Source organism: Paenibacillus sp. sgz302164, assembly GCF_056120505.1.
Genome location: NZ_JBVYOL010000034.1, coordinates 1 through 11,347, shown reverse-complemented (window position 1 = coordinate 11,347; position 11,347 = coordinate 1). Strand labels below are relative to the sequence as shown.

Genomic DNA, 11,347 nt, shown 5'->3' with positions numbered 1-11,347 from the left:
ACCTGCTAATTGCTAAAGTGAACATTTGAAAAATACTTTTTTTACAATTGATTCCAATGACATTAATTCATCACTTTGTAAACATTTTTTCAAACGTCCCTTAGCTATTCTAGACTTCATTTGTTTTGTGTATATTAGCACAGCGTTAAGGGATTGTTAAGGCGGTTTTTGGCATAATCTTAATATTTGGAAATCTGCCTTATCGAATATCGCAAACTATGCATAATACCAATAACTACATGCTAGAATAGAAAAAAATTGAAATTTTGAATAAACAATAATTTACATTTGTTTATTTTATCATTTGTAATGAAAATAGCTCCAAGAAGAAAATAATACCATTTCCAATTTTTCAATGATTTTTCTTATCGTATCGGGTAGTGTAACGAGAGTTTATTGGCGGAATTGTATGCTAAAAAAGCCCGCCCCCCCATTTGATAGGGCAAGCAGACTTTTTTTCAAAAGACTATTCGTTAGATCTCTTAACGATAAACGTTTGTAACATACTCGCGGGAGAACTCTCCCAGCCCGTCAAAGAGCGCGTCGACGAAGCGCGCCGGATCGGTCAGCAATGTGCCTGCGCCCAGGTCGCGGTAATTTTCGAAAGAGCGGCCCCATGGCGCGCTGGCGTCGCCGCTGCCGTTATCTCCGGCAAACGTTCCGTAGCTGGACCAAAGATTCGGGTTGTTATCGTTGCGATGCGGCCATAGGGAAGTTTCCAGCGGAATCAGACCGTAGGTCAGCGGCGCGCTTTTGAAGTCATTGGAATAATTGGCGTAGTAGTTTTTGCTGCGGTCGCTCATGTTTTGTACATCGGTGCCCGATTTGAACACGATACCGCTGTTGCCTTTTGCTCCTTTATCGTCATACACCCGCAGCGCATGGCCGAAATCCTGCTCGCTTTCCGTAATCGGAGAGTCGTTTTGGGCGCTGTAAATTTTCGGATGACTGCCGGACATACTGTATTTGCCGTCAAAATAAACCGTGCTCAGCCCTGGTGTATACGTCTTGTCAGTAGACCAAGGGGACGAATACATGCGGAGCTTTTTGTGCCGTCCCATGAGCACCGTTTCCAGCTTGCCGTTCGGATCGTCGACTTTGTTGCCGTTCAAGTCCGTGCCGCCGGGTTTGCGGATGACCAGCATCATGCTTTCCATATCGTTCTCATGGTCGCCGAGACCGTTCCCGAGATCTGCTACAACGCCTCTAACATCCTGCTTCGCGTAGTAGAAATAGTAGCCGATGAACCAGTGCGTTTTGGACGAAACGAAAGAATAGTACACGGACGGATACAACGCTTTGCCGCCCAGACCGTATTGATCGATATTTTCCCAGTTGTTTGTCGTATTCCAGTCGCCGTCGTAGTCAACGCGCGTCGGGATATCCTGCTGCGGATCGCTGCCGATATCTTGGTAAAGCAGCGGGGACCAAATTTCGGCAAATTTGCTTTGTTCCTCTGCCGTCGCCGCTTCCGCCTTGGAAACAAGCCCCGCCGGCGCGATACAAGGCACAGCCAGTGCCAACATCAAACTAAAGGTCAAAATCTTACTTCCGATTTTACGCATCACAGTTACATCTCCTTTTATATTCACGAATTTTTTTGCGGGCGTCTGCTTCTTCACGGCCGGTAAAATACCGTCCTGCCCGGCGTAGTTGTACACCAAATTTTCATCATAAGTAAAAAATAATGTCGGGCGCTTGCCCAGCCGTTTTTCGCGACGGATACGCCTGCAGGCGCTGTACCGCGCTCATAGATTTTAACCTTAAGCGCGACCTCATCTTTCGGCTTGGCGCTATTCTCCCCTCCCTTTTCCGTCCGGTCGCAATCTTCGATCCGCCGGAACAGCCGATCAACAGATTGCATAGAAGCGCACCGCACAGCATTCCCGGAAAACTTCCGTTCCAGGCATGCATCCGAAGCGGCTTTTAAGCTGCTCCTATGTTGCGTAACCGCGTCCTCCTTCAGTCGATGCAACAACTCCTTTATAACCCGGAAATATAAAATCTGGAAACAGACGATTTTCCATGCGGTAAACCGATCATGCCACCCTGCTCTTTATGTACTTCCCGGGCAAAAACAAACCAAATTCTACCTCCCAACCTTTTTCCGCTTCCCTCTTCCGGATTTCGCTAACAAACAGGCAATGCGAAAAGCGATCCGGCCCGCTCGCCGCGGCTGCACAAGCCGATACCACCGTTTTGCCGCACTCGTAGGACAGAAAGCGGAATTCCGTAAAATACCTCTGTATAAGGAACGCATGTTCGTTATATAATAAGAATAAACGTTCGTATTATGGTGGTGTTCATTATGAGTGTTAATTCAAGAATCGAAACGGAAGAAGATGTTCAGATCATCAAGGAATACACGTTGCTGCCTATTTTGCTGGATATGTTGGCGAGGGATATCGACGAATTGAAAGTTTACAAGGATAAGATCGTGTACAATCATCTTATTTTTTATCTTCGGGAAGTTGAAAATTCCATTTATCCCGAATTGCAAAACATCAAAAGCAAGATGAAGAAACGGGACATGAAAGTGCTCAGTACGAACACGAATGCTTCAGGCATCCACGTCGAATACAAAGTCCGCGGCTACGTTCGTCATTTCACCATGCTGAGGAGCCTGGTCAAAGCGGAGCTGATGACTGCGCTGATGAATATGCGGGGGCGGTTGCGGTGAGCTAAAGGATTGTATTTTCGACCGAATCACCTCTTTGGCTTATGTCGCTTTTAATTGATAATCTTATTTGGCGTACAGGAAAAAATCGCCATTTTAAAAAAACCGTGAAGGCTTGATGCTGCGCGGTTTTTTGCTAATTATCGGCAGAATCTTTCATTATTCTTTTATTGGGCTGATCTACACTTAAAATAACCAAACAAAAATATCCAAAAGGGTGATGACATGTTACCTATGGATAACATAGGTTCAATAGCGAAAGTACGCGGTAAGCGTAAATATTTGCTGGAAGAAGAGCGAGTTTTTTCCGAATCGTTACTCTGGCAACTACAGCGGGATTTTTTCGACGAAAAGGGGGCTGCTGCTTGGCAATCCGGCCAAGTGCCGCATTATGTGACAAGCAGTCCCACGTTGGCAAACAGCTACGCCGAGATCGTATTTGCTTTTTTGCGCGACCGGAAGAGGATGACGTCATCCGGAGAGAGTTTAGGGCATTCTCGGGATGAACCGCTTTACATTTGCGAATTAGGCGCCGGGTCGGGGCGGTTTGCATTTCATTTTATAACGCGGTTTGTCAAGATCTGCGAACAATTTCAACAGGAAACGATACCGATTTGTTATGTAATGACGGATTTTACTTGCAGCAATCTTGCTTTTTGGAAGCGGCATCCTCAGTTTGCTCCTTTTTTTCAACGCGGTTTATTAGATATGGCCTTGTTTGATATAAATAAATCGAATCGGCTTCAATTACAGATAAGCAACCGGGAGATCGCCGCAAACGAACTGGCCAATCCGCTTGTGGTGATTGCCAATTACGTATTCGATAGTATCCCTCAGGATTTGTATTATCTCGAACAACGCAACTGGTTTCAATGCTTAGTGACTCTGTCCCACGACCAAGATCCGGACACGCTTGCGCCTGAGGAAGTACTATCGAATGTGCATGTGAAATACACGCATCGTTCTATCCAGACACCGACTTTTCCAGAACATGATTGGAATCAGCTCATTCTGGAGTACGGGAATATGCTAAACAGCACCCACTTGCTAGTTCCAACCGTCGGCTTGCGCTGCTTGCAGAATATGAAGTCCTTATCGCGTAAAGGGCTAATGCTGCTTACCGCCGACAAAGGCAACCACGATCCCGCTTTACTGCCATACAAGCCGGCCTCCGGTCTGGTGCGTCACGGCAGCTTCTCGCTTCCTGTTAATTTCCATGCTTTCCGCTGGTTATGCGAGAGAAATGGGGGGAGGGCCTTATTTCCGGAACATCCCCATCATCAAATCGATGTAGGATGTCTCCTGATGCTGGACAATCCGGAGCAGTATATAGATACCTGTGCGGCTTATGAACGGTATGTCAATGAATTTGGTCCGGACGATTTCTACAATATTGCCAAGCATGCACGAAACCGATATTCAGACATGGGCCTGAAGGAAATGATGGCCTATATTCGCCTCAGCCGTTATGATAGCCACCATTTCTCGTACTATTTACCGAGACTGTTCGAGTTGGCGCCTACTTTTTCCGAGAGGGAACGTGCCTTGGTGATCGATACGGTTCATAAGGTTTGGGCGACGTACTTTTCGTTAGGCGAGGATATGGACTTGGCTTATCATATAGCAGCTATGTTTTACGAGATGGGCTGTTATTCGCAAGCCAATGATTATTTTCAACGATCCGTTCATATTTACGGGGAGCATACGGGTACGCTGTATAATATGGCGTTATGTTATTTTTTGCTTGAAGAGTTCGAGCAAGCCGAACTTTTGTTGGAGAAAGTGCTTATATATGATCCTGTCAATGAGGAAGCCATTCTATTATTAACCCAAATCCATTCAAGGAATATGAACGAATCCTAGAGTCCGGAGGACATATGGAACATTCACGCTTCCAATCCAAGCTTAAAACGAGCAATGTGAGCACAACGCAATCATCAGAAAATATAAAGATTGGCTCTACGTTGGAGCAGAACGTCCAACTGGCCGGGCAACTTCCCATTACTTACCTGCAGCGAACGATCGGCAACAGGGCCGTGGGCCAAATGCTGCAGCAAGGGGGGGCAAGACCGCCCCTGCAGGCGAAGCGCGCACCGATTCCGAATAACGCTTCGGGGCTTATTCAGATGCGTAAAATTCCGGTTAATAATCCGCAAGACGGTACGCTTGAGGAATTCAAAACGGAGGGATATACCCGGGATTTTTTGAAACGCGTTCAAGAGTTTCTGAATTTCTACGATGAAAAAGCGGCAACAGAATTAAACGACGCTCTGGATAACGGTGAGTATAAGAGGGGAAATGAGGACGAAGTAGACATAGATTACTTTCCTTTGCAGGAGGAACTGGACCATTTTGAAGTGGCTTTATCGCCTGAAATAGAAATGGCAGAAGAAAGAATTGAAGATAATAAAGGTCCCCAATCGCTGACCAAGTTCCAGGGCAATGTGTTCGAACGTACGACGTTAGCAGACTCAGCTATGGAAGAAACGAAAGCAATCTCAACGAATGCCTTTCAATCCAATTTCTCCGGAATCGATTTCTTGACAAACTTTCCGGGCGGGCCATTTGGTCAAGACAAATCTCACATTTCCGGCGGCATGGCTGCTATGGTCGCTGCTTACAAAAGAGAGTACAAAAATCGTCGCAAACATGCAAGAAAGATGTTATCGAAGATGTTAAACCCTAAAACAAAGACGACTCAAAGCATGCTTGAAGCATTGCAAGAGGCATTTAATTTTGATGACGAAGGTGTGGTCAAAGAAGTCGTTACGAAATTGGAGAAAATTCATAAGAACAATGAAGATATGGATGAAACGGATGATGGCGAATATATTACGGCTGAGAACCTTGACGATGATTTGATTAATTTGGTCGCCGATAATTTGTTATTCACCTGCCCATCTGATGTGTACGAGCACCTGCCTTTACGAATCCAGGAACACTTTATCCCTTCCTCGGTATCATCCCACCAGCTAAGTATTATTAATGAGCGTTCCCTTGAGCTAGGAGTGACGAAACCTGCTAAGCCAAGAGGAAGTCGCGACCCGGATCCGGATTATGACGGTACGGACTGACCTCTTTTACATATTGGAGAGGAGTGGGGAATGCAACTGGTTTTTCACCTCAATGCAACTAAAGGTAAATGCTATGATATGTTACTGTCTTTGCCAAATCGCTCCGCCGTCCTGAGCGACCACAAGCTCGCCGTCCAGCAACGCCCAGCCCCGTCTCACCCTATCATTGCCCTCGTTCGATTCTACGCGAAAAAAGAGCTGCGTTGCCTTTCTTAAATTTGTTTTTAGCTTGATTTCGAGCGGCTGAGGGACGGGTCCATCGAAAAAATCGCTGTAATCCTCAAGAGCAAAATGGTATAATTTCTCCCCTTGCTCGTCAAGCGCCGTCCCTCTGCCGTATGTTTGATCCGGGTAGTAAGCAGGCGGGGGCTTGACGTTCTTATAGCGGCTTGTAGATAAGATCCAACTCTTCCCAGCATCGTGGGTATAGTAATACGTCATCATTTGTTCAGAGCCATAGATGATCTCGACTGGGAGAATCAAATTTGAATCTCCTTCCTCATCGAATACCGGTGCAAATACATTTGCTGTAAAAGATACTTTCGAAGTTTCTTCGGGAACGGGGAGCTTTTCTTTCGTCCAATGAAGCCCTCCGTCCGTCGTATGATAAAGAATGATATCGTTATTCCCGCCGCTGCAAGTGATCCACCCTTCCTTGGAGTTGCGGATTGTGATGCCGCTCGCTCTCCCGACAACTTGGCCGCTTATATCTTGGATCCTCGTCCATTGTCTGTCGTTTTCTGAGATTCGATACAGCGCCTTTTTTTCCGTCCCATTCGTAGAATCAGATTCGACGAGAAGCCAATTGTCAGCCCCGACCAAGTAGTTTGCAAATAGTAAAGTGCCGGAGATCTCCCACTTTTCTTTGGTCGGAAGAACAGAGTGCGTCCACTCTTGCTGCGGGTCGAAAGAGTGTTCATACACATCGATTCGATCCGCTCCGTGATGAAAAGCAAACAAGTCGAACCCTGCACCAGCTGTATCGATGCTAACTCCCTTTGGCGTCATATCGGTCCACTGTTTACCGATGTTATCTGAGAAATAAACCGCCCCGTGTCCCAAAGCCCAGAACAATTCGCCGTTATTGTAATATACGATTCGATCCAAGTTCAACTTTTCGGAGGAGTCCGAAGCTTGCTGGGAAGAAGTATTACTCTTATGTTCCAGCCCTTCTTTATCAGACTCTAGTGGCGTCTTTTTCGGTGGAGACCCGGAAGTTTGAGGTATTTGCGATATGGTGTCAATTTCCGGCTTCTTCACAGCTTCTTCCCTGCATCCGGCAGCGATTGATAGCAGAAACATACTTAGCAGCATAATCGATAGCTTATTCATAACGCCTCCATCATCCATTTATTTCCTTTTAATTAAACGCGCGGCCGTTGAAAAAGTTGCTTGTTGGAAGTTTTTGCGGAAATTATCGTACCAAAACAAATTAAGCGCAGATCGTGAAGCTAGTAAAGGTTCCTATCTAATAAAATCCCTACTTGTTCTGCTACCACTTCAGGTGATTTAGGTATACCTTCTGTGAAATAAGATTCTACTATTCCTACAATAGCTGATCCAAAGAATCTAAGAATAACATTTTCATTTAGTCCTTTATTCTTCCCTCTGGTTGTATCCACTCTTCCCTTTATTTCCTCAATGACAAACTCAAGAAAATGACTGCGGAAAGCAAATATTCCTTGGCCTGTTATCATCGTTGAAAAGAATAAATAATTGCTTTCAAAGTATTTAAACCAAACAAGATTTGCTTCTTTAACATCCATATTTAATGCTAATTCACACAACTTTATTTGCCACATGATGGCGTCATTGGACGGGAAAATCGTTGGAGATTTTATGAACGAGGACAGGACGGCATATTTTTTAGAGCAGTACGGAAAAATTCATACTGCTTACGGGTGTAAAGCATCGATATTAGGAAGAATTACTTTGCAAGAAATGTTAGGTATGAGCGATTTTATTGCGGGAACAAATGATGCACCAAATTTCCCTAGAACTGACTATGTTGCAAACGAAAATGCGAATCAGTATATTGTTGTAATCGATTCTACTGGTAAACTTGATTGGAAATATGAACATATTACAGAAGGAGGAGAAAACGCTATTGGAGACCATATAATAGAGATTCTTACAAAAAAAGTTTCCGATGCGTATCTAGCCCACCTGCAAAATCTAGGTATTTCCTATATTTTCGGTGGAAAAGAATCATTAGATTTCAATGTTGTAGCAAAAAAACTAAAAGATTTATTTCATATCGATCAAATATTGGTAGAAGGCGGCGGCGTTATTAATGGCTCCCTTTTGAACGAGGGATTAATTGATGAATTGAGTCTGCTGGTATTGCCGGTTGTGGATGGTTCGGCTAATTCCAAGACAATTTTTGATACGAATCCTGCCCTTAAAAACTTCAAGTCAGTAAACTTCGTTTTGAATGATGTTGAAAAGCTCGATAATGACGGCTTATGGATGAAGTATTCAGTAAAGCGTGATTAAGTTATCCCCATTGGAGTTGAAACCATAGCATAAAACAACAGGAGCAGGAGGGTTAACCTCGCTGCTCTGTTTTTCTTGCTAACCGAATAGAAAAGGGGTATACAGCAACATCCATTGCAGACGTTGTAGCGTCGACAGGTAAAAGCAAAGAGCCTAGTCAATCAGGAAGGCCACGCGTCCTTTCGTCTGGCCCGCCTTGAGCCCATCGATTACTCGCGGCGCCTCGCGGGGATTTGAACGATCACGAAAATCGTCAATACGCTGCCCGCATAGCTTTTGCTGAATCCCATGCTTTGGATGATTTGCGGCAGCCACGCCGTAATGCCATAAAACAGCATGGCCAAAAAGCCGAAGGACAATGTCAGCAACCACGCTTGCGTAAGAGCGATAAAGGGATGCGTTCAAGAAAACGGGTAGTCCACGACAGCGATCCCTTCCACAAATGGGCCGACTCGCTGCAATAAGTTCTGATGCAGCGGATGCTGGGTATAATCCCGGCAAGCCTGCCGATTCGCAAAGGTTACCCGAATGCCTAACGTATAACCTTGCTTATGCTCCACTTCTTCCGTGACGTTAATCCCGGCACTAAGGTCTACAATGCCCGGGATCTTATTCTTAAAGGCTTGGACTTGCTTCACCGCTTCTTCTTGTTCGTCAATCGTAACATTAGGCTTAAGTTTCAATAATACGATATGTTCATACATCTTTCTGCCCTCCACGGTTTCTGTTGAGAATGTTCATTCTACGGTTTGCAGTTGTTTCATACGGGATTGCTCCTCATCCATTTCACGAAGTTTTCCGCTACGAGATCAAGGTTCAACCGCTGATCTCTGCCCCTTGCCATTCTTGCTTTCATCCAGAAGGATGATATAAGCTAGTGTATATGGACTCGACTAAGCTAGGAAGAGATCTGGTTATCGTAGGATTGGGAGTCCTACTTTCATCGTTCGATAGGAGGGATGGCGATCATGTCGATCAAGCTGGACCGTTATGAGGAATTAGCCCGTTTTTTGCGCACACGCCGGGAACGGATTACCCCTAAGCAAGTAGGATTGCCGGAGTCCGGACGCAGACGCACGCCCGGACTTCGCCGCGGCGAGGTTGCCTTGTTGGCGGACGTAGGATTGGATTGGTATACCTATTTGGAACAAGGCCGTCATATCAACGTATCCGCTGAGGTCCTTGAGCGAATAGCCATTGTGTTGAGGCTTGATGAATCGGAGCGCAAGCACCTTTTTTTTCTTGCACGCAAACAACTCCCCTTAGCAGAAACGAAGATATCTGCTCAGGTGAGCCAGGCGCTTCAAAGTTTTTTGGATAGCCAACACACTTCTCCGGCGAATGTCATGGATGCACGCATGAACATCATTGCCTGGAATGCGGCCTACTGCGCATTGAACGGGAATCTCGCCGCCTTGTCGGACAAAGAGCGAAATTTTGTTTGGATGACTTTTACCTCTCCCCGTTTTCGCTACATCAAGGGAGATCAATGGGAGCTGCATGCGCGTCGGATAGCCGCTAAATTCCATGCAGGGTATGCGCGTCACGTTGACGACCCTTGGTGGTCTGAACAGTTCGATGCGCTGTGCCAAGCCAGCCCCGAATTCCGGGAATTTTGGGAGTCGCATGAGGTTCTCGACGCTATTGATGCCCCAAAGGCGCTTCGTTGTCCGAATCTCGGGATCTTAAATTTCGATCATGTTTCGTTTCAATATTTGGAGGATCCAAGCTTGATGGTTTCCATCCACGTTCCCCATCGGGACGGCACGGTGGAAAAAATGCAGAGGCTGTTAAGCGATTACCAGCACCAGAATTCGGGACAATTTGCGACTTCAACTTGATCATTTTCTAACTCTTAAACTTTATGTCAATAATGCTTCATGCTATAAGTCGAATAAACCTGTGATGCGTATGCTGTAACAGTTTCCTTTCCATAGTAGGAATTTCTACACTACCATGACAGCAAGTTCCCTGCTTATTTTTTTGCCATAAGTGGCTTTAAAATTTCCTCCATATATCTTTGAATTTTGACTCTAATCTCTGACTTCACTACATCGCGTATTATAGATATGCTGTCTTCATAGCCGCGGCAATTGAATTTAACTCGAAGGGTATCATCCACTTTCTCCTCTTCATAGATCTTTATTCCTTGTGTTTTAAGCATTTTTTTTGTCTCCGAAATATCTTGAATAATTCGATCTACCAGTATGTTTGTTATAACTGTATAAAGCTTTTTCAAAGAATAATCGGAAAGTTCAATTTTACGGAGGTTGCTTTCAGCTACTGTAAGCATAATGGGTAAAATCATTGAATTTTTAACCAAAACCAATTCTTCAAAAGAGGGCATCTGCTCCTTACGCTCCGGTTCTTTCTGTCTCCTCTGAATAAGAGCCTCGCGGTGTTCAGGCAAAAGCATTCTGCTGGATTCCCACAATCCATTCCCGGATAATTTCTTGCTATTCATCTGTAGTGTCCTCCAATTTTTCGAGACCTGTCAAGCGCTTGCCCGGCCTGCAAGAGAGAGGATGCACGGAGTATAGACGTTGTTCCAAAACGATTTTTAATTTCGTCAGTTGTACGCTCCAGCTCTCTGAGTTTTTCTCGGTTGCCAAATAGTGAAATCTGATACTCAGTGTCCTTACTGAAATTGGAAAGTGTGATATAAAGCTTTCGTACGGGCAAACCATCCCAGTGTCTATAGAATATGCGGCAGGCTCCTTCGTAAACTTCTCGAGTAATATTGGTGGGATCCGGTAAAGTAGCTTGGCGATAAAATCCTGTAGGAAGGTCAAAGTTAGCCCCCTGCACTCCCACATGGATAACCCGTCCCGCATACCCTTTTGATCTGCAGCGCCTGCATACTTCTTCTGAAAGTTCATGAAGAATAACATTGATGTCTTCCTTAGTACCATAATCACGCGGCAGCGTCATTCCGTGACCGATAGTCTGATGTCCTCGATCAAAAGTCCCTGGAGATACCGGTGAGTCATCCAAGGTATCAGTAAAAAAATGTGCATTTTAATATGTGTACATAATCGTCACTACTTTCCCTTTACTGTAAGGCAGTCAGACACAATTTTACTTTTAATGACAATGTACA

The 11,347-nt window shown here is 45.1% G+C and carries 13 protein-coding genes; 5 read left to right on the top strand and 8 right to left on the bottom strand.

What is annotated here, in order from left to right; translation table 11 throughout:
- Positions 1 to 482: 482 nt before the first annotated feature.
- Both AC0LWT_RS34280 and AC0LWT_RS34275 read right to left on the bottom strand, forming a co-directional pair.
- The gene (locus AC0LWT_RS34280; protein WP_474686137.1) at positions 483 to 1,565 is read right to left on the bottom strand and encodes a hypothetical protein; all 1,083 of its coding nucleotides are present in this window, start codon (positions 1,563 to 1,565) and stop codon (positions 483 to 485) included.
- 53 nt (positions 1,566 to 1,618) lie between these two features.
- Positions 1,619 to 1,864, bottom strand: a complete 246-nt coding sequence (locus AC0LWT_RS34275; RefSeq protein WP_474686059.1) for a hypothetical protein — start codon at positions 1,862 to 1,864, stop codon at positions 1,619 to 1,621.
- A 444-nt stretch (positions 1,865 to 2,308) separates the two neighbouring features.
- On the opposite strand from AC0LWT_RS34275, the gene AC0LWT_RS34270 reads away from it, so the two are divergent.
- From AC0LWT_RS34270 to AC0LWT_RS34260, 3 genes are all read left to right on the top strand, one after another.
- Entirely contained in the window at positions 2,309 to 2,680 is a 372-nt protein-coding gene (locus AC0LWT_RS34270; RefSeq protein WP_474686057.1) for a YhjD family protein, read from the top strand.
- A 222-nt stretch (positions 2,681 to 2,902) separates the two neighbouring features.
- On the top strand, positions 2,903 to 4,540 hold the full coding sequence (locus AC0LWT_RS34265; protein WP_474686055.1) for an SAM-dependent methyltransferase: 1,638 nt from the start codon (positions 2,903 to 2,905) through the stop codon (positions 4,538 to 4,540).
- A 14-nt stretch (positions 4,541 to 4,554) separates the two neighbouring features.
- The gene (locus tag AC0LWT_RS34260; RefSeq protein ID WP_474686053.1) at positions 4,555 to 5,751 is read left to right on the top strand and encodes a hypothetical protein; all 1,197 of its coding nucleotides are present in this window, start codon (positions 4,555 to 4,557) and stop codon (positions 5,749 to 5,751) included.
- Between the two features lie 81 nt (positions 5,752 to 5,832).
- Here the strand turns inward: AC0LWT_RS34260 and AC0LWT_RS34255 are convergent, their stop codons facing one another.
- Positions 5,833 to 7,083, bottom strand: a complete 1,251-nt coding sequence (locus AC0LWT_RS34255) for a WD40/YVTN/BNR-like repeat-containing protein (RefSeq protein ID WP_474686051.1) — start codon at positions 7,081 to 7,083, stop codon at positions 5,833 to 5,835.
- A gap of 119 nt (positions 7,084 to 7,202) precedes the next feature.
- A complete protein-coding gene (locus AC0LWT_RS34250; RefSeq protein WP_474686050.1) occupies positions 7,203 to 7,538 on the bottom strand; it encodes a TetR-like C-terminal domain-containing protein in 336 nt (111 codons plus the stop codon).
- 13 nt (positions 7,539 to 7,551) lie between these two features.
- Here AC0LWT_RS34250 and AC0LWT_RS34245 point away from each other — a divergent pair, with 13 nt between their 5' ends.
- The gene (locus AC0LWT_RS34245) at positions 7,552 to 8,247 is read left to right on the top strand and encodes a RibD family protein (RefSeq protein ID WP_474686048.1); all 696 of its coding nucleotides are present in this window, start codon (positions 7,552 to 7,554) and stop codon (positions 8,245 to 8,247) included.
- A 209-nt stretch (positions 8,248 to 8,456) separates the two neighbouring features.
- On the opposite strand, the gene AC0LWT_RS34240 is transcribed toward AC0LWT_RS34245, so the two are convergent.
- Positions 8,457 to 8,606 carry a hypothetical protein gene (locus tag AC0LWT_RS34240; protein WP_474686046.1) on the bottom strand — a complete coding sequence of 50 codons (150 nt, stop codon included), beginning with the start codon at positions 8,604 to 8,606 and terminating at the stop codon, positions 8,457 to 8,459.
- 42 nt (positions 8,607 to 8,648) lie between these two features.
- A complete protein-coding gene (locus tag AC0LWT_RS34235) occupies positions 8,649 to 8,951 on the bottom strand; it encodes a Dabb family protein (protein WP_474686044.1) in 303 nt (100 codons plus the stop codon).
- 264 nt (positions 8,952 to 9,215) lie between these two features.
- On the opposite strand from AC0LWT_RS34235, the gene AC0LWT_RS34230 reads away from it, so the two are divergent.
- Positions 9,216 to 10,088, top strand: a complete 873-nt coding sequence (locus tag AC0LWT_RS34230) for a helix-turn-helix transcriptional regulator (RefSeq protein ID WP_474686042.1) — start codon at positions 9,216 to 9,218, stop codon at positions 10,086 to 10,088.
- A gap of 134 nt (positions 10,089 to 10,222) precedes the next feature.
- Here AC0LWT_RS34230 and AC0LWT_RS34225 read toward each other — a convergent pair whose 3' ends face one another.
- Both AC0LWT_RS34225 and AC0LWT_RS34220 read right to left on the bottom strand, forming a co-directional pair.
- Complete coding sequence (locus AC0LWT_RS34225; protein ID WP_474686040.1) at positions 10,223 to 10,711, bottom strand: YhjD family protein; 489 nt, start codon at positions 10,709 to 10,711, stop codon at positions 10,223 to 10,225.
- Positions 10,708 to 11,241: a DinB/UmuC family translesion DNA polymerase gene (locus AC0LWT_RS34220; protein ID WP_474686038.1), complete on the bottom strand. Its 534-nt coding sequence runs from the start codon at positions 11,239 to 11,241 to the stop codon at positions 10,708 to 10,710. The genes AC0LWT_RS34225 and AC0LWT_RS34220 overlap by 4 nt, the downstream gene beginning before the upstream one ends.
- Positions 11,242 to 11,347 lie beyond the last annotated feature (106 nt).